Origin of the sequence: Pseudobutyrivibrio xylanivorans DSM 14809 (assembly GCF_900141825.1) — a bacterium.
In the GTDB taxonomy this organism is placed as follows: Bacteria; Bacillota; Clostridia; order Lachnospirales; family Lachnospiraceae; genus Pseudobutyrivibrio; species Pseudobutyrivibrio xylanivorans.
Window position 1 is genome coordinate 24,760 of sequence record NZ_FQYQ01000009.1, and the last position, 24,938, is coordinate 49,697.

At 41.0% G+C, this 24,938-nt stretch carries 17 protein-coding genes; all 17 read left to right on the plus strand.

Annotation, left to right across the window (positions count from 1 at the left end):
- Window position 1 precedes the first annotated feature (1 nt).
- Complete coding sequence (locus BUA88_RS08360; protein ID WP_072915929.1) at window positions 2-1,249, plus strand: hypothetical protein; 1,248 nt, start codon at window positions 2-4, stop codon at window positions 1,247-1,249.
- Window positions 1,249-1,917 carry a DUF6320 domain-containing protein gene (locus BUA88_RS08365; protein ID WP_072915934.1) on the plus strand — a complete coding sequence of 223 codons (669 nt, stop codon included), beginning with the start codon at window positions 1,249-1,251 and terminating at the stop codon, window positions 1,915-1,917. Before BUA88_RS08360 ends, BUA88_RS08365 begins: the two co-directional genes overlap by 1 nt.
- 45 nt (window positions 1,918-1,962) lie before the next feature.
- Complete coding sequence (locus BUA88_RS08370) at window positions 1,963-4,539, plus strand: bifunctional diguanylate cyclase/phosphodiesterase (protein WP_072915939.1); 2,577 nt, start codon at window positions 1,963-1,965, stop codon at window positions 4,537-4,539.
- Window positions 4,540-4,624: 85 nt separating this feature from the next.
- Window positions 4,625-5,428, plus strand: a complete 804-nt coding sequence (locus BUA88_RS08375) for an enoyl-CoA hydratase-related protein (RefSeq protein WP_028248017.1) — start codon at window positions 4,625-4,627, stop codon at window positions 5,426-5,428.
- Between the two features lie 124 nt (window positions 5,429-5,552).
- A complete protein-coding gene (locus tag BUA88_RS08380; RefSeq protein ID WP_072915943.1) occupies window positions 5,553-6,047 on the plus strand; it encodes a DUF4190 domain-containing protein in 495 nt (164 codons plus the stop codon).
- A gap of 104 nt (window positions 6,048-6,151) precedes the next feature.
- Window positions 6,152-9,310 carry an isoleucine--tRNA ligase gene (gene ileS / locus BUA88_RS08385; RefSeq protein WP_072915946.1) on the plus strand — a complete coding sequence of 1,053 codons (3,159 nt, stop codon included), beginning with the start codon at window positions 6,152-6,154 and terminating at the stop codon, window positions 9,308-9,310.
- A 16-nt stretch (window positions 9,311-9,326) separates the two neighbouring features.
- Window positions 9,327-11,783, plus strand: a complete 2,457-nt coding sequence (locus BUA88_RS08390) for a glycogen/starch/alpha-glucan phosphorylase (protein WP_072915950.1) — start codon at window positions 9,327-9,329, stop codon at window positions 11,781-11,783.
- 15 nt (window positions 11,784-11,798) lie between these two features.
- Window positions 11,799-12,683, plus strand: a complete 885-nt coding sequence (locus tag BUA88_RS08395; protein ID WP_072915954.1) for a CPBP family intramembrane glutamic endopeptidase — start codon at window positions 11,799-11,801, stop codon at window positions 12,681-12,683.
- A 162-nt stretch (window positions 12,684-12,845) separates the two neighbouring features.
- A complete protein-coding gene (locus BUA88_RS08400; RefSeq protein WP_072915959.1) occupies window positions 12,846-13,874 on the plus strand; it encodes a hypothetical protein in 1,029 nt (342 codons plus the stop codon).
- Window positions 13,875-14,055: 181 nt separating this feature from the next.
- Window positions 14,056-15,108, plus strand: coding sequence for a sugar ABC transporter substrate-binding protein (locus BUA88_RS08405; protein ID WP_159430883.1), 1,053 nt, complete (start codon window positions 14,056-14,058; stop codon window positions 15,106-15,108).
- Entirely contained in the window at window positions 15,095-16,573 is a 1,479-nt protein-coding gene (locus tag BUA88_RS08410; protein WP_072915967.1) for a histidine kinase, read from the plus strand. The genes BUA88_RS08405 and BUA88_RS08410 overlap by 14 nt, the downstream gene beginning before the upstream one ends.
- Window positions 16,566-18,155, plus strand: a complete 1,590-nt coding sequence (locus BUA88_RS08415) for a response regulator (RefSeq protein WP_072915972.1) — start codon at window positions 16,566-16,568, stop codon at window positions 18,153-18,155. Before BUA88_RS08410 ends, BUA88_RS08415 begins: the two co-directional genes overlap by 8 nt.
- Before the next feature lie 32 nt (window positions 18,156-18,187).
- The gene (locus tag BUA88_RS08420; RefSeq protein WP_072915976.1) at window positions 18,188-19,231 is read left to right on the plus strand and encodes a substrate-binding domain-containing protein; all 1,044 of its coding nucleotides are present in this window, start codon (window positions 18,188-18,190) and stop codon (window positions 19,229-19,231) included.
- 198 nt (window positions 19,232-19,429) lie between these two features.
- On the plus strand, window positions 19,430-20,551 hold the full coding sequence (locus BUA88_RS08425) for a substrate-binding domain-containing protein (protein ID WP_072915981.1): 1,122 nt from the start codon (window positions 19,430-19,432) through the stop codon (window positions 20,549-20,551).
- Window positions 20,552-20,723: 172 nt separating this feature from the next.
- On the plus strand, window positions 20,724-22,229 hold the full coding sequence (mmsA, locus tag BUA88_RS08430) for a multiple monosaccharide ABC transporter ATP-binding protein (protein WP_408633810.1): 1,506 nt from the start codon (window positions 20,724-20,726) through the stop codon (window positions 22,227-22,229).
- A 14-nt stretch (window positions 22,230-22,243) separates the two neighbouring features.
- On the plus strand, window positions 22,244-23,413 hold the full coding sequence (mmsB, locus tag BUA88_RS08435; protein WP_072916230.1) for a multiple monosaccharide ABC transporter permease: 1,170 nt from the start codon (window positions 22,244-22,246) through the stop codon (window positions 23,411-23,413).
- Between the two features lie 17 nt (window positions 23,414-23,430).
- The gene (locus BUA88_RS08440) at window positions 23,431-24,612 is read left to right on the plus strand and encodes an ABC transporter permease subunit (protein WP_278335520.1); all 1,182 of its coding nucleotides are present in this window, start codon (window positions 23,431-23,433) and stop codon (window positions 24,610-24,612) included.
- Window positions 24,613-24,938 lie beyond the last annotated feature (326 nt).

Genomic DNA, 24,938 nt, shown 5'->3' on the forward strand with positions numbered 1-24,938 from the left:
AATGGCAAGAGAAAATTGGTATAAAGTAGATAATGTCGCAAAGGTTTTCTTAGCCACGGCGGCAAAGAGAGATACGCGAACCCTGAGAGTCAGCTGTACTCTTTGGGAAGACGTAGATCCTGAACTATTACAGCAGGCGGTGGAGTCAGCTATTCAGCTTCGACCACAGTTTAATGTGCGAGTTCGCCGAGGTATTTTTTGGCACTACATGGAGGACACAGACCTTCAGCCAGTAGTAGAAAAGGAACATGGACGTGTTTGCCCATCTCTTTATCACCCAGGCAGAATGATGCTGCACTATAAGGTGACTTACTATCACAAGAGAATTAATCTTGATTTGTTCCATGCTATTTCAGATGGAACAGGTGCATTAGAGTTTTTAAACATTATTGTTTTTGATTATTTGAAGCTTAAATATCCTGATGAGCTTGAAGAGCTAAATATTCATTCAGGCGCTTCATATGATGATTTGAATCAGGACAGTTATAGACAGTTTTTTGGAAACTTGTCCTTGAAATCATCAGCATTAAAGGTGGCTTATCACCCAAGCGGATTGAAATTGCCATATGATCAACTTCAGTTTTTTGAGATTCAGGTGCCAACAGATGATATCCTTCCAAAGGCTAAAAATATTGGAGTTGGAATGACCAGCTATATTGGCGCAAAGCTTATGCTTGCTATCAAGGATGATATGCCTCCACGTAAAAAGCATATGCCAATCAATGTGTCTATGCCTGTAAATCTAAGAAATTACTATCCAAGTCAGACTTCACGTAATTTCTTCAACAATGTAAATGTTGCCCATGTTTTCGATGAGGAGATTTCCTTTGAGGATTTGGCAAAGGAATTTGATGCCAAGCTTAAGGAAAACCTTACAGAGGAAAACATTAAAAAACAGATGGATAACTTTGAGACTATGGAATACTTTATTCCAGTTAGAGCGGTGCCACTGTTCATTAAGCAGATGGTTGTTCGCTATGGCTCAAAGATTATGGATAAAAAGGTGTCAGTTGTTCTTTCAAATCTTAGAGTGCAGCGTCCACCAGAGGAGATTATTCCAAAGATTAGAAACTATAATGGTTTCTGTAGCTCATCAAATCTCTTTGTAGTTATGAGCAGCTACAACGGTAAGATGACCCTTGGAATCAGTTCACCATATTCAAATACAAAGGTAGTAAAAAGCTTCGTTAGAGGCCTCAGTGAGGATGGCATGAAGGTTACTGCTTATGCGACGGAGGTGATTCGCTAATGAAGAATTGTCCATATTGTAAGATTGATGTTGGAGGAAATTTAAAGAAATGTCCATTGTGCCAGAGCCGTCTGGTAGGCGAGGATGAGGAAAAATATTTCCCAACACAGTTAAAGTTAAAGTTCCAGTCATTTTTCTTCAAGCTGCAACTGTTCATTGTTTGGATAGTGATTATATCAGCGCTTTGGCTGGATTACATATTCAAGCTTCCATTCGGAAAATATGGTGGATTCCATTGGAGCCTTCTGGTGCTGATGTGGTTATTTGCCTTCGAGTTCAGTATCATCCATGTATTTAAAAAGGGAATGGATGCCTCCAGAATTATGTCCATAGTAGTGGTAATTGTAATGGCTATGGTGAGTGTTACTGCTTATTACTTTGGTTACCTGCTTTTCGTTTTGCAATGGGTTATTCCTATCATGGTGATGTGTACAATCATTGCAAATTTTGTGCTGTGCATGGTGGATAAAAGTGGTAACGCGATGGTATATCTGTTGACAGATTTACTTGTGGGAATTGTTCCATACTTTGTTTACATAACATTAAAGAAGGATTGTCCAATCGAGTGGATGATTTGCTTACTTGTTAGTTTCATTATTTTTGTGGGAGCAATAATTTTCAAAGGGAGAGAAGTTGTTGGCGAGATTCAGCGCAGGCTGAGCGTATAGCAGGTTTTGCAGCAGTGGTAGTGCTACCTTACGGAGGTTATTTGCATGAATACCGGAGACAGAATACCTGATAAGAGAAAATATTTATTAGAGAACTTTGGAAGGGCAATGCAGGAAGGCTGGCTGGAGGTGTATTATCAGCCTATCATCCGTGGCTCTAGTGGAAGAGTATGTGGTGAGGAAGCCCTTGTGCGTTGGGATGACCCAATTTTGGGTGTGCTTAACCCTGCAGAATTTATTCCAATCTTAGAGTCTGTCAATCTGATTGACAGATTGGACCTTTACGTTCTAGAACAGGTTATTGCAAAGCTTGAAAAGTTCGAGGAAATGGGACTATACAGGGTGGTTCATTCTGTAAATTTCTCCCAGATAGACTTTTTCTCTTCAGATATTGTGTCAGAGGTAAAACAGCGAGTGGATGTTTCATCGGTCCCTCCTTCGCTTATAGCCATTGATGTTATTGAAAGCGCATGCAGTACAAGAGATGAGGCCGTATTATCAAAATTAAAAGAATTCCACGAGCTGGGTTTCCAGGTTTGGATGGATGATTATGGAAATGGTAATTTTGCGCCTGTTCTTCTTCAGCAGATTCATTTTGATTTGCTTAAAATCAACATGGGGCTTGTTGGTCAGCTACGTGTAAGCAAAGAAGCCAGAATTATTATAACAGAGCTTGTTAGAATGGCTATGGCTCTTGGTATTGAGGTGGCAGCTGAGGGGGTTGAGGATGATGAAGAGGTTGAATTCTTAACTGAGATTGGATGTATTAAGCTTCAGGGATTTTACTATTGCAAACCTGTGTCATTATCAGATATTTTGACAAGATATAAAACAGGTACTCAGATAGGCTTCGAGAATCCAGATGAGCGCGATTATTATACAACAGTTGGACATGTCAGCTTATATGACCTTGCATTTACGAACAGAGATGATGCTGGTGTGGTAGATTATTTCGACACCCTACCTATGGCAATTTTGCAGGTAAATTCTGAGGAAATATCTCTGCTTCGATGTAATGGTAATTTTAGAAAATTCTTTTATGCGAACTTTACTGAGCAGAGCGGTGTTTCTACATATTATTTCAAAGATTCATCAAAGCATATAGGTTTCTACGCTATGACAGCAGTCCGTCAGTGCGGAATAGATGGAAAACGTGCTATTATTGACGAGCGTACAAAAAACGGAAAAATGGTTCAGCTGCTTATCGATAAGATTTCGGAAAATCCAGTTACAGGAATGTCTGCGGTGGCTGTTGTAATCCTTTCCGTTACAGATACGCCAGATACGACTGACGATTTGACCTACAACTATATCGCAAGAGCTCTGGCGGAAGATTACTTGAAGCTTTTCTTTGTGGATATGGAGAAGGACGAGTTCACAGAGTATGTTTCTGATGGAAAGAATCGAGATGTATCAGTTGTAGACCGTGGTACTAACTATTTTGACCAGCCTGAACTAGAGAAATACAAATTCGTTTACAAGGAAGACAGACCACGATTTATAGATTCCTTTACAAAGGAAAATGTTATACGTGACTTAAATCAGTACGGCAAGTACACACTTACTTACAGAACAGTTATGGATGGAAAGCCTACTTATGTAAACTTGAAGGCTGTTCGTGTAAGAACTGATAACAGGCATATTATCATAGGTATTAGTAATGTTGATGCTCAGACACGTGAGCAGGAGGCTTTCCAGAGAATTAAAGAAGAGCGTATAACCTTCAATAGAATAGCAGCTCTTTCCAGTGATTTCATTAATATCTATAGTGTTGATCCTGAGACGGGATTCTATGAAATTTTTAAGATGAATCCTGAAAATATGCAATATGAGTTGGAGCCAGAAGGTAAGGATTTCTTCAAAGAAAGTAGAGATAGACTTAAGGAAATTGTTTACGAAGAAGATGTTGATGCTCTTATGAAAGTGTTCACTAAGGAACATATTTTGGAGTCTATCAAACAACGTGGATTATTTACATACACTTGCAGAATTAAGAGGATAAATGGTGGTTTAAGATATGTAACCATGAAAACTGCCCTTGTAGAAGAGTTGGATGGTCCACAGCTTATTTTTGGTCTTATTAATGTTGATGAGCGGGTTCGAAAGGAAAAAGAATACGCTGAAAAGGTTTTAGAAGCCGAAGATAAGGCTATTCGAGATGAACTGACAGGTGTAAAGAATAAGCATGCTTATGCAATCGTCGAGGAAGAATTCAATGTAAAAATTAACGCAGGAAGGGTATCTGAGTTTGCTATTGTAGTTTGTGATTTGAATGGTCTGAAGGATGTTAACGACCGCTATGGTCACCAGACCGGTGATGAATTTATTAGAGCAGGCTGTAAGATTATTTGTACGGTATTTGCCCATAGTCCTGTATACCGAGTCGGGGGCGATGAGTTTGTGGTAATAGCTCAGGGCGTTGATTATGAAAATATAGATAAGCTTCTTGAAAACATCGAAAGTGTTAACGCTCGTAATAAAAAGAAAAAAGAGGTTACCATAGCTGTTGGCGTTGCCAAGTTTGATGGGCAAAGAGAGATGAGTGAGATTTTTGATGCTGCTGACGCTGAGATGTACCTTAATAAAAAGCGTATGAAAAAAGGTGAGCCGACACATCACTAAAGTGATTGACAAAGTTTTAACAATGCACTATGATAGTAAACAGTAGAAAATAATTGGGGTGAACCCAGCATAGGAGGATTTTGTGATGAGCGAATTCAACAATTTAAAGCTTGAGGTTGCAGACGAGATTGCCGTACTTACAATTTCACGTCCAGCAGCACTTAATGCACTTAACAGCGAGACTCTTGACGAGTTAAACGTTGCACTTACAGAGATCGAGGCTAGAGATGACGTAAAGGTTCTTATCCTTACAGGTGGTCCAGATAAGAAGGATAACGCATTCAAGTCATTTGTTGCTGGTGCAGATATATCTGAGATGGTTAACTTTACAGCAGCAGAGGCACGTGCTTTTGGTATGAGAGCATCAGTTCCTTTCTTCAAGCTTATGAACATGAGACAGGTTACAATCTGTGCAGTTAACGGATTTGCTCTTGGTGGCGGTTGTGAGATTTCTATGGCTTGTGATATCCGTATCGCTTCTGAGAACGCTACATTTGGTCAGCCAGAGTGTGGTCTTGGTATCATCCCTGGTTTCGGTGGTACACAGAGACTTGCTCGTCTTGTAGGTATGGGACGTGCTAAGGAGCTTATCTTTACATGCGATTCTATCGATGCAAACGAAGCATACAGAATCGGTCTTGTAAACAAGGTTGTTCCTTGCGAGGAGCTTATGGATACAGCTAAGGCTATGGCTAAGAAGATTGCTTCTAAGGGAAGCTATGCAGTATCTATCGCTAAGGCAGCTATCAACAACGGATACGACATGGACATCAAGAATGCAGTTGAGATGGAGGCTAACCTCTTCGGTATTACATGTTCTACACATGATAAGGCTGAAGGAATGGGTGCTTTCCTTGAGAGAAGAGCTGCAAACCTTACAGATTTCTAATTTATCGCAATTTTGACCCCTCGTAAGAGGGGTCTTTTTTTATGCCACTTTACCTTGATAAATTATCCATAAACAGTTAGAATATTTAAAATTAGGTGAAATATAATTTTTTAAAGGAGAGTCTATGAGTTACGACTATTATTATACTGATGATGTAGAAAGAGAAATCAAGAATCTTCAGAATGAAAATGGCAACCCATCAAACTATGGCTTAGCTATTGCTTCACTCATAATGGGTATAGTCTCATTGGTATTTTTCTTATTTCTTTTAAATATTATTTCAGCTATTATTGCCATTATATTAGGCTTTGTTTTTATTGGTGGTACTAAGGCTGGTCAAAAAGGCAGAGGTCTTGCAAAGGTCGGCATCATCACATCTATTCTTTCTATTGTTTTATGTATAGGAAGCTATGTGTTGATTTTCCAGAATGCTAGTAACATCACTAAGATGATGGAAAATGAGTTTAAGAGCAATAACTCTCAGTTCCATTACTACGAATCTGACGGGGAAGATCCATTTAAGGACTTCGATGACATAGAAGATTTTTATAAGTTCTATGAGAACCCAGATGATTTTGAAGACTTCCTTAATGATAATGATAAGGATGACACACTTTAATTTGGATGAAAGTCTGGGGGACTAACCACCCTTCGGATTTTTGCATATAAAAATAAGGGTTAGGTGACGAGAAAGCCTAGCCTCACAGAAAGGAATTACTTTATATGTACAACAAAGTAGACGCAAGTTTAAATTTCGTTGAGCGCGAAAAGCAGGTGCTCAAGTTCTGGAACGAGAATGACATCTTCCAGAAGTCAATGGATTCAAGAAAAGAGGGAGAGACATACACATTCTATGATGGCCCTCCAACAGCAAACGGCAAGCCTCACATCGGTCATGTTGAGACTCGTGCCATTAAGGACATGATTCCTAGATACCAGACAATGAAGGGCAAGTTCGTTCCTCGTAAGGCTGGTTGGGATACACATGGTCTTCCAGTAGAGCTTGAAGTTGAGAAGCTTCTTGGTCTTAACGGAAAAGAGCAGATTGAAGAATACGGTATGGAGCCTTTCATTAAGCAGTGTAAGGAATCCGTATGGAAATACAAGGGTATGTGGGAGGATTTCTCTGGAACAGTTGGTTTCTGGGCAGATATGGACAATCCTTACATCACATATGATGACAATTTCATCGAGTCTGAGTGGTGGGCACTTAAGACAATTTGGGACAAGAAGCTCCTTTACAAGGGATTCAAAATCGTTCCTTATTGCCCTCGTTGTGGTACTCCACTTTCAGCACAGGAGGTTGCTCAGGGCTACAAGACAGTTAAGGAGCGCTCAGCAATCGCACGTTTCAAGATTAAGGGAGAGGATGCATTCTTCCTCGCATGGACAACAACACCATGGACACTTCCATCAAACCTTGCACTTTGCGTAAATCCAGTTGAGACTTACATCAGAGTAAAGGCAGCAGATGGCTATACATATATTCTCGCAGAGGCACTTGCTGATAAGGTACTTGGCAAGCTTGCTAAGGAAGAAGGCGAGAAGGCTTACGAAGTTCTTGAGACTTACAAGGGAACAGACCTTGAGTACAAGGAATACGAGCCACTTTTCGAGTGCGCTGGCATTGCAGCTGAGAAGCAGCACAAGAAGGCACACTTTGTAGTATGCGATGATTACGTTACTATGTCAGATGGTACTGGTATCGTTCATATCGCTCCTGCATTTGGTGAGGACGATGCTAAGGTTGGCCGTAAGTACGACCTTCCATTCGTTCAGTTCGTAGATGGCAAGGGTGAGCTTACAGAGGAGACACCATACGCTGGTCAGTTCGTTAAGGATGCAGATCCAAACGTACTGAAGGACCTTGATGCTAAGGGACAGCTCTTCGAAGCACCTAAGTTCGAGCACGAGTATCCACACTGCTGGAGATGCGACACTCCACTTATCTACTACGCTAGAGAATCATGGTTCATCAAGATGACTGAGGTTAAGGATGACCTGATTAAGAATAATAACACTGTAAACTGGATTCCAGATTCAATCGGTAAGGGACGTTTTGGCGATTGGCTTGAGAACGTTCAGGACTGGGGTATCTCACGTAACCGTTACTGGGGAACTCCACTTAATATCTGGGAGTGCCCAGACTGTGGAAAGCAGATTTCAATCGGAAGCCGCAAGGAATTGGCAGAGCTTTCAGGACGTGCTGATGCAGAGAATATCGAGCTTCACCGTCCATACATCGATGAGGTTACATGCACATGTCCTGATTGTAAGGGCACAATGAAGCGTGTGCCAGAAGTTATCGACTGCTGGTTCGATTCAGGTGCTATGCCATTCGCTCAGCATCACTATCCATTCGAAAATAAGGAAGTATTTGAGCAGCAGTTCCCTGCTAAGTTCATTTCAGAGGCTGTTGACCAGACACGTGGTTGGTTCTATTCGTTGATGGCTGAATCAACACTACTTTTCAACAAGGCTCCTTATGAGAACGTTATCGTACTTGGTCACGTTCAGGATGAGAATGGTCAGAAGATGTCTAAGTCTAAGGGCAACGCTGTTGATCCATTCGACGCACTTGAGAAGATGGGTGCAGATGCTATCAGATGGTACTTCTATACCTCTTCAGCACCATGGATTCCAAAGAGATTTGGTGAAAATGCAGTTATGGAAGGCCAGAGAAAGTTCCTTGGAACTCTTTGGAATACATATGCTTTCTATATCTTATATGCAAATATTGATGAGTTTGATCCTACAAAGTACGAGCTTGATTTCAGCAAGCTTGCAGTTATGGATAAGTGGATTCTTTCTCGTCTTAATTCAGCAATCAAGGCTGTTGATGAGAACCTTGGTTCATACAAGATTCCAGAGGCAGCACGTGCTCTTGATGAGTTCGTAGATGACATGTCAAACTGGTATGTTCGTCGTTGTCGTGACAGATTCTGGGCAAAGGGAATGGAGCAGGATAAGATTAATGCTTACATGACTCTTTACACATGCCTTAAGGATATTGCACTTGCAGCAGCGCCAATGATTCCTTTCATGACAGAGGAAATCTACCAGAACATGGTACGCTCAGTAGATAAGACAGCTCCAGAGTCTATCCACCTTTGCGACTTCCCAGTTGTAAATGAGCAGTTCATCGACAAGAAGCTTGAGGAAGATATGGATGAGCTTCTTAAGATTGTAGTTCACGGACGTGCTTGCCGTAACACAGCTAACATCAAGAACCGTCAGCCAATCGGTCAGATGTACATCAAGGCTGAGCATGAGCTTGATGAGATGTATGTATCAATCATCGAGGATGAGCTTAACGTTAAGAAGGCTACATTCACAGATGATGTTTCAAACTTCACATCATACAGCTTCAAGCCACAGCTTCGTACAGTAGGACCTAAGTATGGTAAGTTCCTTGGTGGCATCCAGAAGGCACTTTCTAGCCTTGATGGAAACGCAGCTTATGCAGAGCTTAAGGCAAATGGGGTATTAAGATTGCCTGAGGTTGATGAATCTATCGAGCTTGCAGAGGAAGATTTACTTATTTCTATGGCTCAGACAGAGGGCTTCGTAGCAGACGGCGACAACTACGTTACAGTAGTTCTTGATACAAACCTTACAGAGGAGCTCCTTGAGGAAGGTTTTGTACGTGAAATCGTATCTAAGATTCAGACAATGCGTAAGGAAGCAGATTTCGAGGTTATGGATAGAATCACAGTTTCTTACGAATCATCTGATAAAATAAAGAGCGTATTTGAGAACAACAAGGACTTCATTGCAAATGAAGTTTTAGCTGATGCAATTAACGTAGGTGCAACCGGCTCTCACGTAAAAGAATGGAATATCAATGGGGAAAAGGTAACGTTAGGAGTATCTAAAAACTAGGAGGGGTTTTGAGATTATGAAGAGACAGATGCCAAGCACCAAAGAATTGGAGCGAGAAATCAAAGACCGCGTAAAGTCCATGTTTCGTAAGGATTTTGAAGATGCAACTGAGGAGGAGATTTACAGAGCCTGCGCCGAAGTTGTAAATGACGTGGTTATTGATAACTGGCTAACTACTCAAAAGGAGTTTGTAAAGCAGGATCCAAAATGTGTTTATTACATGTCAATGGAGTTCCTGATTGGACGACTTCTCGGCAATAATATGATAAATATGCGAGGCTACACCGAAGTAATGGATGCTCTTGCAAATTTAGGAGTAGACATTAACCTTATCGAGGATCAGGAGCCAGATCCTGCTCTTGGAAATGGTGGTCTTGGCAGATTGGCAGCATGTTTTCTCGATTCTCTTGCTACCTTGCAGTACCCTGCCTATGGCTGCGGTATTAGATACCACTACGGTATGTTCAAGCAAAAGATAAATGATGGATTCCAGGAAGAAGTTCCAGATGATTGGCTTCAGACCCGTTATCCATTTGAGCTTCAGCGCTCAGAGTATGAATTTGAGGTAAAGTTTGGCGGTTGGGTGCGCTATGAAAATCAGCCTGATGGCTCTACTAAATATATTCATGAGGGCTACAACTCAGTAATTGCCACACCATACGATATGCCAATCACTGGCTTTGATAATGGTATGGTAAACACTCTTATGATTTGGGATGCCAAGCCAAAGGAAGTATTCAGACTTGCATCCTTTGAGCGTGGCGACTACAACAAGGCTGTCGAGGACATGAATTTGGCCCGCAACCTTACAGAGGTTCTTTATCCTAATGATAATCACATCCAGGGCAAGGAGCTTCGTCTAAAGCAGCAGTACTTCTTTGTATCTGCATCTCTTCAGCGAGCAATTGATAAATATTTGCGTTATCACAATGATATTATGCGTCTGCCAGAGAAGGTGGTATTCCAGATGAATGATACACACCCTACACTGACAGTTGCTGAGCTTATGCGACTTTTGATGGATGAGCATGGTCTCGGTTGGGATGATGCCTGGGAGGTTACTACTCATTGTGTAGCCTATACAAATCACACCATCATGGCAGAAGCTCTTGAGAAGTGGCCAGAGGATATTTTCAAAGGTCTGTTACCTCGTATCTACATGATAGTTGAGGAAATCAACCGTCGTTTTTGCGAGGAAATTAAGGCTAAATTCCCTGGTGATGATGAAAAGGTTCACCGCATGGCAATCCTTGCTGACGGTCAGGTAAAGATGGCTCATATGGCTATTTGCGCCGGCTTCTCAGTAAATGGTGTTGCTGCTCTTCATACAGAAATCTTGAAGAACGTTTCTCTTCATGATTTCTATGAGATGTATCCTGAAAAATTCAACAACAAGACCAACGGTATTACTCAGCGTAGATTCCTTATGCACGGCAATTACAAGCTTTCTGACTGGGTAATTAAGAAAATTGGTCGTGGTTGGATTACTGATTTATCTCAGATGGAGAAGCTTACTATGCTTCTTGATGATAAGAAATCACTTCAGCAGTTTATGGATATTAAGCTGGAGAACAAGAAGCGACTTGCAAAATATATCTTTGACCATAATGGTATAGCAGTTGACCCTAACTCAATTTTTGATGTTCAGGTTAAGAGACTTCATGAGTACAAGCGTCAGCTTCTCAATATTTTGCATGTAATGTATCTGTATAATCAGATTAAAGAGCACCCAGAGATGGATTTCTACCCAACGACATTTATCTTTGGCGCAAAGGCATCTGCAGGTTATGAGAACGCTAAGCTTATTATTAAGCTTATCAACAATGTAGGTGCAGTAATTAATAATGATAAATCTATAGATAATAAGCTTAAGGTTGTATTTATCGAGGATTACCGAGTTTCCAATGCAGAGTGGATTTTTGCAGCAGCAGATGTTTCTGAGCAGATTTCCACAGCTTCAAAGGAGGCTTCAGGTACAGGTAATATGAAATTTATGCTTAATGGTGCCGTTACAATTGGTACCATGGACGGTGCCAACGTGGAGATGTACCAGGAGCTTGGCGGAGAGAATATTTTCATCTTCGGTATGAGCTCTGATGAGGTTATTGCTCACGAGAAGAATCACGACTATAACCCTGTTGATGAGATGAACAAAAATCCTCATATACAGAAGGTGCTGTCTCAGCTCGTTAATGGCAACTACAGCATAGATAATCCAGAGCTTTTCAGACCTATCTACAATTCACTTTTGAACACTCAGTGTACTGAAAGAGCTGATACTTATTTCGTTCTTAAGGATTTCGCATCTTACTGCGAAGCTCATGAGAAGATTCAGGAGGCTTATAAGGACAGAGAAAAGTGGGCAAGAATGGCACTTTCAAATGTGGCACATGTTGGTAAGTTCTCATCAGACAGAACTATCCAGGAATATGTAGATGACATTTGGCATCTGGACAAGCTTGAGCTTAAATAATATTGGAGACAAATAATGAATCAGAACAATACTGACAGAAGAAATTATATTCCATGGATTTTTCTGCCAACTATTCTTGCAATTATAATTCAGACAGCCGCATCTATTATGGCACTTGAGTTTTATATAGTTGCAGAGATGAGCACCTATACAGGTAACGATTACACAAGCTTCATGGTCCAGGTGATTAACGATTATTCAACTGGTGAAGGTGTAGCATGGACTTCTGTTATATATGCTGCCACAACAGCTGTAATCGCCTTTTGGGTGTACAAAAAATATTGCAGAGAAGGAAAGCTTTCATGGCTTTCAGGCAAGTCCAATAATATACCACTTACAATCTGCGGAATATTGCTTTTCTCATTTGGAATGCAGTATGTGACTGTTTACCTTATGAATGCATTGGCTTCGTCATTCCCTTCTTGGTTGGAGGAATATGAGGAGCTTATGGAATCGGCAGGAATTAGCGGTAGCATGACACCGGTCATGATTGTTTATGCAATCATTTTAGGACCTATATGCGAGGAGCTTATATTCAGAGGAATTACTTTCCACGCAGCAAAAAAGGTTATGCCATATTATTATGCTATTCTGGTTCAGGCTATAATGTTTGGCGCCTTCCATATGAACAAGCTTCAGGGAGTATATGCCTTTGTTTTAGGTTTAGGTTTAGGCTACATAATGTATCTTTACGACAGCCTTGTTATTACAATTATTATTCATGTTTTGTTTAATTTTATCGGTACTATCGGTTCAGAATATTTGCCGATGGGAGGAGATTCAGTTGTATCATTCTTCCTTTGCTGTCTTGCGGCACTTGTGGTTTCCTACGGAGCCATCCTTGTACTGAAAAATGCATCAGCAGTGGTTAATAATAACAGCGAATCAACCGATATATAATTACACGGACGAGTATCATAGAGACCAGGAAGGCCTTAAGGTTTTCCTGGTTTTTTCTTTTATTTGAGGTAATAGTGCCACCTCAAATAAGGATTTCTATGAGGGCTGAAAAAGGACTTTCTTCTTTTAACGATATTTGGTTTTCACAAAGGAGGAAAGCGAATGGTAATTAACAATGCTGAGGTTTCTATGGCCTCAACCACTAGCTACACTAGTGGAATGCGTCTGACTGTTCAGTCAGAGACAAAACCCGTTTTTGATCTGAAGGAGATTACCCTTTTGGGGGATGGACTTCAGGCAGAAGAAACTGAAAAGGAGGAAAAGACAGAAGCTGTGGATAATGCTATAGAGCTCAAGCCTTCCAGCGAGTATACCCTGCGCTTGAGAACCATTGAGTATCTCCTTAAAATGTTTATGCTTGGAAGATACTTTGATGAGGACAGTGCCTTTGGGCAGATGCTGAGAGAAACCTTTGGTTCTATGGATGAGCTTGGAGATATGTCCTCCACTGATAATGGAGCATTGTTCTTTCAGACAACCACTGTATCCTATGAGCACTGGGAGAGTCAGAGTGTGGAATACTCTTCTACAGGCACAGCTATCACAGCCGACGGACGAAAGCTAAGCTTTAATTACAGTTTCGCCTTGTCGGAGTCCTTCACTGAGAAGTATGAAAATGTATATGCAGCAGTGAGAAACTGTGTGGATCCACTGGTAATCAATCTGGATGATTGCCCAACATCAATTGCTGATCAGACCTTCTTCTTCGATTTAGACGGGGATGGAGAGGAGGATGAAATTCACAATCTTGGTAAAGGCTCAGGCTTTTTGGCACTTGATAAGGATGATGATGGTTTTATTAAAAATGGGCTGGAGCTGTTTGGTGCAAGAACTGGAGATGGCTTTGGAGAGCTTGAGGAGTATGATTCAGACAAGAATGGCTGGATTGACGAGAACGACCCAGTATTTACAAAGCTAAGAATCATGACCATCAATGAGAAAGGGGAGCAGGAGCTGTTTGGACTGAAGGAATCTGATGTGGGAGCGATATATCTTGGCAGGCTTGACACACAGTTCATCCATCGAAGTGATAACTACGATGCAAACGCGGTCACTCGCAAATCAGGCATGTTTTTACACGAAAGTGATGGACATGCAAGTGGTGTGCAACACGTTGATTTTATGACTTAATTTAATTATAATATCATTCAGTTAGCAAATAGCTAGAAAGACTTGGAAAGCGCAAGCAAGGGGGCACCATACAGCACATGGGATGGGGCCTACGCCGGCGGGGGGACCCGTGTGCTGATATGGGGGATGCCTTGCGGGAGCTTGATGCAGTAGATTGCTATTTGCGGGAGAAGTAATGTTTATGAAATTAGGCGGGAAGAAAATTAAATTCAAAAGCAACAGTGCACTTGTCATTGCGGCAGGTTGCACTGTTGCTTTTATGTTTTTAACCACAATTATTAGCTTCGTTTTATACAATCAGCGCATGCATGAAGCCAATAATCTTCTGAAGGAAGCAAAGTACACCCAGTACGATTCCTATGTGGTACTTATCGCCTCTAATGATAAAAGTGATTTCTGGCAGAATGTTTATCAGTCAGCCTTCGAGTACGGAAAAGAGCACGGCGTCTATGTGGATATGATATCCGACAACGTGGATGTTAATTACAGTAAGACAGAGCTTTTGGAGATGGCCATCGAATCTGGTTGCGATGGAATAATGCTTGAGGGGGATGACCAACCAGAGACACAGGAGCTTCTCACAAAGGCATATTCTGCCCACATCCCAGTGATTACACTAGAAACAGATATTGCTTCAGAAAGCCGCGTCAGCTTTGTAGGTGTAAATAACTACACCATTGCCAATCTTTATGCTGATGCTATAAAGAAGAATCTTGTTAAGCAAAAGCATGTCATGGTTATAGCCAACAATACCTATGCTGATGCCACACTTAATACATTCGTAAATAACATTCAGGGGGCTTTTTCGGAAGAGGAACTTCCAAATGGACCTCTTGAGTTTGAAGTCAGAAGAATTGAAAGTAATGATGCCTTCGCTACAGAAGAATACATTCAGAATCTGTTCCAGAAGAATGAGATTCAGCCAGTGGTAATCTGCCTTGATGAGCTGTCCACAGCGGGCTTCTATCAGGCTATGATTGATTACAACAAGGTTGGTCAGATACTTCTTTTCGGAAACTATGAATCCCAGTCTATTTATACAGGAATTAAGCAGGGGGTTATCAAAAGCACAGTTACCATGAACGCTTCAAGCATGGGACAGGCCGCAGCAAAGGCGTTTATTGAGTATCACCAGACAGGTCATGTTTCCGATTATATCAATGTTGAGCCGGAGATTATTGACGGCGATAACATTGAGTCATATCTGAAGGAGGTGGAAGATGCAAACCATTAAATCACTCTCCTTGAGAAAAAAGATGATTATCGTATTCTGTCTACCAATCATTCTGCTCTTCATGGTAAATATCGTTTTGTACATGGGAACCGACAGAATGCTTACTTCCTTAGACGAGGTATATGCCAGCAATAATTCTCTTAATGAACTGACAGGCGCGTTGGATGGACTTCAGACAGCCACTACTGTGTATCTTGGAACAAAGACTAGTAACGCACTTGAGGAATACTACATCGCAGAGCAGAACTACAGAGATCTTCTCAAAAATCTTGATGATAATAATGATGTAAATGACAGCAGAGTGCTGGAGAGAAATATTCTTAAGATGTCAGCTAATTACCTGGAGCTTACAAATCATGCGGTTGAAAGTAAGCGTGGAGGTAATGTTGAGAAGTACAAGAGCTACTATGAGGAAGCCAGCAGAACCTACGGATATATCGATTCAAATATTACAAGCCTAAATAATCAGCAGTTCATCAACAACTCAAAATCCTACAGTACCATGATGTCTGCATTACAGACACTTGAAGAGCTGAATATTTTGACACTGATTATTATCGGAGTTGCCAATCTTTCTTTCGTAGTTTTGATTGCATCAACAATCACCAGTCCACTTGTAAAGCTGGCTCAGGCTGCAAACAGAGTGTCCGATGGTGATTTTGATGTGGCACTTCCAGCGGTAATCAATAACGATGAGGTAGGTGTTGTGACTCGTGCCTTCAACAAGATGGTAGTTTCACTGAAGGCCTATATCACCAAGCTTACCGAGTCTATGGAGACAGAGCGAAAGCTAAAGGAAAATGAGCTGATTATGGCAAATCATATTAAGGATGCGGAGCTGAAATATCTTCAGTCTCAGATTAATCCTCATTTCCTTTTTAACACATTAAATGCTGGCGCCCAGCTTGCCATGATGGAGGGTGCAGACCGCACCAGCGAATACATGCATAATGTAGCCAATTTCTTCCGATACAACATCAAAAAGAATAAAGATGCTGTAACTCTTAAAGAGGAGATTGAGCTGGTAGATATATATATTTACATCATCAATGTTCGTTTCGCAGGGGAGATTCAGTTTGCCAAGGACATAGATGAGAGACTTCTAGGGGTGAAAATACCTAGTATGATACTTCAGCCTATTGTTGAAAACAGTATCAACTATGGTGTAAGAAACATAGAATGGACCAAGAAAATCCGCCTTTCTGTCTACGAATTAGGTGATTATATCTGTGTTAGCATCAAGGACAATGGAATTGGAATGACAAATGAGACCATCACCAAGATTCTAGAGGGAAGCTACGAGGAAAATTCTCAAAAGTCTGATTCAAACGGAGTTGGTCTTGCAAATTGCATCGAGCGCCTAAATATTTTTTACGAGCGTGATGATGTACTGGATATTATTTCAGAAGGAGAAAATAAAGGTACAGAGACAATTCTGTATCTGCCAGGGTTAGAAAATGTATAAGGTAATGTTAGCAGATGATGAAGGAATCGTAATCGACTCCCTCAAATTTATAATTGAAAAAGAGTATGGTAGCCAGTGTGATATCCGAGTTGCCAAAACAGGCCGTCAGGTTATCGAGCTTACAGAGGAATTCCAGCCGGATATTGCTTTTATGGATATTCAGATGCCGGGCATAAACGGTATCGAGGCTATGCGTGAGATTCGTCGTACAAATAAGCATGTGGTTTTTATTGTAATGACAGCCTACGATAAATTTGATTATGCCAAGGAAGCTATTTCTCTTGGGGTTTTGGACTATTTGAATAAGCCTGTCAGCCGAGAGGCTATTCTCGATATTCTCCAAAAAGCCATGGGGAGAATCGATGGAGAGCGTACTAAAAGAAGCAACGATTTAAAGGTACGAGAAAAGCTAGAAATTGTAGTACCAATTATCGAAAATGGACTTATTCAGGATTTGTTATTTAAGGAGTACTTTCAGGAGGATATTGATAACTACAAGACTCTTCTTGGCATCGATTGCGATTATGGATATATGGCATGTATGACCTTTGGTCGAGAGCTTGTAGGAAATTACATGACAAGCGCTGTTGCTGCATCTATTCAGGCGCAGAAATCCTATAAGGAAATCCACACCATCACAGAGGATTATATTAAGGGAATTATGGGAAATGTTATGTCCAACAAGATTCCTATTCTCATTCCATGCCAAAACGATACACTTTCATATAATGAGAGAAATGAGATTGTGGAAAGTGCTCGCGCCCTATGCAGAAAGTTGGCAGACCGCTTTGACATGGACTTTAGAGTGGGATTTGGTTCTGTTAAGCCACTTGAAAGAATGTGTGAATCTTACGAAGAAGCTAACTCAGTGTTGATAAGTAACACTAGTCACGTAGCTCATGTGGATGACATGCCTGTTGCTTGCCAGTACGAGGAAAACTATCCAATGGATTTGGAGAAACGCCTTTTTGACGAGATTACTCTTGGAAATGTCAGCGAGTCAGTATCAGTAGCACAGACCTTCTTTGACTGGATGGAAAGCACCTATGCCAGTGACAATGATAGCGTTCGTTTGAAATGCTTGGAATTTGTACTTTGGGCAGAGCATCTTGCATATGAAAAGACAGGTCGTATGTACGAATTTAAGAGTAGGGCAAACTATCTTTCAGAGCTTATGAGTCTTAGTGGTCTCGCAGATGAGAAAATCTGGTTCACAGAAAAGATTAAGGATGCTGCCTTCTGGGTTTCAAATAAGCATGAAGAACAGTCCATGAGTGCTGTAAATCAGGCAAAGCAGTATATAGATGAGAATTATATGAAGGAGCTTACTCTGGATGATGTTTCGAGAGTGGTTAACATCAGCTCATATTATTTCTCAAAGGTGTTCAAGGAAGAAACGGGAGAAAACTTCATTGACTACCTGACAAAGCTTAGAATTGAGGCGGCCAAAAAACTGCTTAAGACTACAAATAAGTCTATGAAAGAGATTTCTGCAGAGGTTGGTTATTCAGATCCAAATTACTTCTCACGAAATTTCAAAAAGTATACAGGCAAGACACCTACGGACTATGCCCGCGGTTAATTGCCACTTAGGATGTAAGGAGAATAATAGGTATGAAGGGTTTTTTGAAAAAGATGACGGTCTGTCTGTTGGCGGGCTGTCTACTTTGCGGATGCAGCAGCCGGGCTCAGGAGAATTCTACTGCTCAGCCGGAGGAGGATGAGCTGGAAATAGGTATGTGCTTTGACTCATTTGTTATCGAGCGATGGGAAAAGGACAGAGACATTTTTGTGGATACAGCTTCTTCTATGGGAGCTACAGTAAACGTTCAAAATGCCAATGGGGATGTTGAAAAGCAGATTGAACAGATTCAGTATTTAATAGATAAGAAGGTAGATTGCATTGTTATTATCGCCATAGACGCAGAGGCTCTTACTGGTGTGGTAAAGGATGCTAAAAAAGCTGGGATTCCAGTGGTATGTTACGACAGACTTATTCCTAACGTAAATGCGGATTTATATATTTCCTTTGATAATGAAAAAGTTGGAAGTATGCTTGGTAGTGCCATAGTTAGTTCAGGTGCTAAAAAAGTTATTATGATTTGCGGACCATATACAGATATGAATGTTCCTATGGTAAATCAGGGCTTCATCAAATTAATGAACGCAAACAGCATAGATATCCTTGATACATATAATTGTGAGGGTTGGAAAGCTGAGCTTGGTGGAGCATATGTATATGATCACATGGATTTAGTACGTACTGCCGATGCTATCATGTGCGGAAATGATGATGTGGCAGCTTCTGTAATCAAAGCTCTTGCTGTTGCACAGCTTGCAGGAGAAATCCCAGTAGTTGGGCAGGATGCAGATCTTCCAGCATGCCAGCACATAGTGCAGGGTACACAGCTTATGACAGTTTATAAGCCTGTAGGTAAGCTTGCCGAGGAAGCTGCAAAGCTTTCAGTACAGCTGGCACAGGGGCAGGATCTTTCTGTAATGAATAGCATTAGCGATGGTGAAAATACTATTCCATACGTAGCCATCGAACCAGTGGCTGTAAATAAGGATAATTTGGATGAAGTAATCATCGACGGAGGCTTCCACAGCCGTGAGGACGTGTATTTAAATACATTAGATAGTGAAAATAGCCAGTAGCATAAAATTGTAATCTAAGATAGGGACTAGCACAAAAATGTGCTAGTCCTTTTTTTAACGTAAATACGGATTAGACAAAAATGTGAAGAAAGTGACAACCATTTAAAGACAGGTAAATGTTAAAGTATTTTCAGAACGGAAAACTGCTAAGGTTTTCAAAAATATCAAACCTAAAATGAAAGGGAGGTTTTTTAGGAAATGAAAAAGAAATTATTAAGTGTACTCTTAACAGGCGCTATGGCAGCTTCTATGTTAGTAGGCTGTGGAACAAGCACAGAGACAACAGATTCAGCTCCAGCAGCAGATGCAGGTGAGGCTACAGAGTCTACTACAACAGCTGGTGGCACAAAGGTTGGTGTAGCAATGCCTACAAAGGACCTTCAGAGATGGAACCAGGATGGTGCTAACATGGAGAAGGAGCTTAAGGCAGCTGGATTTGATGTTGACCTTCAGTACGCTTCAAACGATGTTCAGACACAGGTTTCTCAGATTGAGAACATGATTAACTCAGGATGTAACGTACTCGTAGTTGCAGCTATCGAGGGCTCTTCACTTGGTGAGGCTATGGATATGGCAGCTGAGAAGAACATCCCAGTTATCGCTTATGACCGTCTTATCATGAACTCAGATGCAGTTTCTTACTATGCTACATTTGATAACTACAAGGTAGGTCAGGTTCAGGGTCAGTACATCATCGATCAGCTCGACCTTGAGAACACATCTGATACATTCACACTTGAAATCACAGCTGGTGATCCAGGTGATAACAACGCTGGTTTCTTCTACAACGGTGCTATGGACCTTCTTAAGCCATACATTGAAAAAGGAACACTTGAAGTTAAGTCTGGTCAGGTAGAGTTTGCAGAAGTTGCAACTCCAGCATGGGCTACAGAGACAGCTCAGTCACGTATGGAGACAATCCTTTCTTCTAACTATGCTAGCGATGACCTTGATATCTGCCTCTGCTCAAACGATTCTACAGCACTTGGTGTTGAGAACGCACTTGCAGCAAACTACAAGGGTAAATATCCAATCATCACAGGTCAGGATTGCGATATCGAGAACACAAAGAACATGATCGCTGGAAAGCAGTCTATGTCAGTATTCAAGGATACACGTACACTTGCTTCACAGGTTGTTAAGATGGTAGGTCAGATCCTTAATGGTGAGACAGTAGATGTTAACGATGAGAAGACATATGACAACGGAACAGGTATCATTCCTTCTTACCTTTGCGAGCCAGTATTCGCAGATGCTAACAACTACAAGGAGCTCCTTATCGATTCTGGATACTACACAGAGGATCAGTTAGCTGATTAATTAGGTGCCTTTCACATCTAAAATCCAAAACAGTTTTATAGGGCGAGCTTAGCTCGCCCTTATTTAAAGGTTTGAACACAGAGAATATTTTGAAGAGAATACACTAAGGTTATTCTTTTATAGAAGTTTTATTTATAGGGAGGTAATACAAGTGGGAAAAACAATACTTGAGATGGTCAACATCACCAAAGAGTTCCCAGGCGTAAAGGCCCTTGATAACGTTAATCTTAAGGTAGAAGAAGGTGAGATTCACGCTCTTGTAGGCGAGAATGGTGCTGGTAAGTCTACTCTGATGAATGTATTAAGTGGAATTTACCCATTCGGTTCTTACACAGGCGACATTGTATACAATGGAGAGGTTTGTAAGTTCCAGAAGATTAAGGACTCAGAGGAAAAGGGAATCGTAATTATCCATCAGGAATTAGCCCTTATTCCTTACATGTCAATTGGTGAGAACATGTTCCTTGGTAATGAGCAGGGAAAGAAAGCAGCTATTGATTGGGACAAAACATATGCAGAGGCTGATAAATATCTGAAGATGGTAGGTCTTTCAGAAAGCAGCCGTGTACTTATAAAAGATATCGGTGTTGGTAAGCAGCAGCTTGTAGAAATTGCAAAGGCACTTGCTAAGCACGCAAAGTTACTTATTCTTGATGAGCCTACTTCATCTCTTAACGAGACTGACTCAAGGGCACTTCTTGATTTACTTCTTGAATTCAAAAAGCAGGGAATGACTTCAATCATTATTTCCCACAAGCTTAATGAGGTTTCTTACGTAGCAGATAAAATCACAGTTATCCGTGATGGTTCTACAATTGAAACACTTGATAAGACAACAGATGATATTTCTGAAGACAGAATTATCAAGGGCATGGTAGGTCGTGAAATGACAGACCGTTTCCCAAAGCGTCATGATGTAAAAATCGGCGACATCGCTATGGAAGTTAAGGATTGGACAGTATTCCATCCACAGTTTGCAGAGCGTAAGGTTGTTGACGGTGTATCAATGAACGTTCGTAAGGGTGAGGTTGTTGGTATTGCCGGACTTATGGGTGCTGGCCGTACAGAGCTTGCCATGAGTATCTTTGGTAAGGCTTATGGAACAAACATCTCAGGACAGCTCTTCTTAAACGGAGAAGAGGTTCACCTTAAGAATATTAAGGATGCTATCAAGCACAAGATTGCATACGTTACTGAGGATAGAAAGGGCAATGGACTTGTTCTTACAAATCCAATCAAGATTAACACAACACTTTCAAATCTTTCAGAGATTTGCTCAAAGCGTGTAATCGATCAGGATAAGGAATATCAGGTAGCAGAGGATTACAGAGATAAGCTTAAGACAAAGTGTCCTACAGTTGAGCAGAACGTTGGTAACCTTTCAGGTGGTAACCAGCAGAAGGTTCTTCTCGCTAAGTGGATGTTTGCAAATCCAGATGTACTTATCCTCGATGAGCCAACAAGAGGTATCGATGTTGGTGCTAAGTACGAAATTTACTGCATCATCAATGACCTTGTAGCAGCTGGAAAGTCAGTTATCATGATTTCTTCAGAGCTTCCAGAGGTACTTGGTATGTCAGATAGAATTTATGTTATGAACGAGGGCAAGATAGTTGGAGAAATGGCTGGTTCTGAGGCATCTCAGGAGAGCATCATGTCTTGCATCTTAAAGAATTAGAAGGGAGAGAAAACATGGTTTCAAATAATATTGGAAATACATTAAAAAAGTACACCATGGTTATCGCCCTGGTGATAGTTATTGGAATTTTCTACGTTGGAACAGGCGGAACAATCCTTCTGTCTCAGAACGTAAACAACCTTCTTTCACAGAACGCTTATGTATTCGTTCTTGGAACTGGTATGTTACTTTGTATTTTAACTGGTGGTAACATCGATCTTTCTGTTGGTTCAGTAGTCTGCTTCGTAGGCGGTATCGGAGCAATGCTTATGGACAAGAAAGTAAACGTATGGGTAGCAGTAATCGTTATGTTACTTGTAGGTATTCTTGTTGGTGCATGGCAAGCCTTCTGGGTTGCATATGTAAATGTTCCACCATTCATCGCAACACTTGCTGGTATGTATGCTTTTAGAGGACTTTCAAATGTAGTTCTTAACGGATATGCAGTATCAATTTCAAACAAGACATTCCTTAATGTTTTTGGTGGTGGTGCTGATTGCTACATTCCAGATTTCTTCCATGGTCCTAAGCTTAATATCACATGTATAGTAGCTGGTGTGATTACAGTTGTTATATATGCATTCCTCTCAATCAGAAAGAGAGCGCTTGCTTCTAAGAAGGGCTATGACACAACAAGTGCATTAGGATTTTATGCTAAGCTTGCTATCATTTCAGCAGTGATTATATTCCTTGCTTATAAGCTTGCAGGATATAAGGGTATTCCTACATCACTTCTTTGGATCATCCTTATAGTACTTGTTTACAACTACGTTACAACAAAGACTACAATCGGTCGTTACTTATATGCAGTAGGTGGTAACGAGAAGGCTACACAGCTTTCTGGTATCAACACTAAGAAGGTTTACTTCTTCGCATATACGAATATGGGATTCTTGGCAGCATTTGCTGGTATCCTTACAGTTGCTCGTGCAGCATCAGCTCAGCCTACATACGGTCAGTTCTACGAGATGGATGCTATCGGTGCTTGCTTCATCGGTGGTGCTTCAGCATATGGCGGAACAGGTTCAGTATTCGGAGCTATTGTCGGTGCTCTTTTAATGGGTGTTATCAACCAGGGTATGTTAATCATGGGTGTTGATGCCAACTATCAGAAGGTTGTAAAAGGCCTTGTACTTCTCGCAGCGGTAATCTTTGATGTTATGTCTAAGAGAGAGAAGAAATAGGAAGGGAGGAGCGAAAAGTGAAAGACAAAATTTTAAAGATAGTTAAAGAAAACACTATGCTCATTGTACTGGTCCTGGTTGTTCTCTTCTTTAACACTACAACACACGGCACTATGTTAATGCCAAGTCAGTTCAATGCACTTATCACACAGAACGCATACGTTTATGTTCTTGCAACTGGTATGTTGATGTGTATGTTAACAGGTGGTAACATCGATCTTTCCTGCGGTTCATTCGTTTGTTTAGTAGGTGTTATCGGCGCAAAGGTTATGGTAAATATGGGAGCTCCAACTATCGTTGGAATCCTTGTAATGCTTCTTGTAGGTGTTATTTACGGAGCAATTCTTGGATACGTAATTGCGTATATCAATATTCCACCATGGATTGCTACACTTGCAGGTTTCCTTGCACTTCGTGGATGGGGTGTTGCATTACTTAACGGTAATTCAAACATCAGCCCACTTCCACCAGCCTTCTGTAGCCTCTTCTCAGGAAAGATGAACGATCTTTTCGGAGGCCCAAGAATCGGTGGCGTACAATACAATATGACAAGTATTGTAATCGCACTTATCGCATCAGTAATCGTAGTATTCCTTCTCTTTAGAGAACGCGCGACAAAAATTAAGAAGGGATATGTTGCTGATAGCTTTGTAAAGGTTGTTGTAAAGTCAGTGCTTATCTGCTTTGTAATTATGCTCTTTGGTTACAAGTTTGCACTTGCAGGTGGTGTTCCTTATTCACTTATCTGGGTAGCTGTAATCGTTATAATCTACAGCTTCATCACATCTAAGACAGATATTGGACGTTACTTCTATACAATCGGTGGTAACAAGGAAGCTACAAGACTTTCAGGTATTGATACAAAGCGTATCATGTTCATCGCATACCTTAACATGGCAGTTCTTACTGTTGTATCTGCATTCCTTACAATGGCTCGTTTCCAGGCTGCAAACTCTACAGCTGGTACAAACTACGAAATGGATGCAATTTCTGCCTGCGTAGTAGGTGGTGTATCTGCTTACGGTGGTTCAGGTTCTGTATTTGGTATGATTATCGGTGCTACACTTATCGGTGTTATCAACCTTGGTATGTCCCTTATGGGTATTGATGCTAACTGGCAGAAGGTTGTTAAGGGTGTCGTTCTTCTCGGCGCTGTAGTATTCGAAATCCTCAATAATAAGAAAACAGCTACCAAGTAGTCTATTTTCTTCATTATATTCTCTTGCCTCAGGCGTATAGCCTGGGGCTTTTTTATCAGCTGGCTTTACCTATGATATCCACCATTTCTTGCAGTCAAGAGCAAGCCTGCGGTGCTTCGCACTCTTGACAGCAGGAAATCAGGTGGATAATAGGTAATCAAGCCAGCTTGATAATGGGACAGTGGCGAAGCCACAAGTTCCATTTAGAAGTTAGGTGGGTTATAAATATAGTATTGGGGGCAATTACGGAAAAAAGCTTGAAATTGTAGGGTTGTTACGTAGCCCAATGTGACAGTGTGTATTATTTAGGCAACAATAAATTAGAG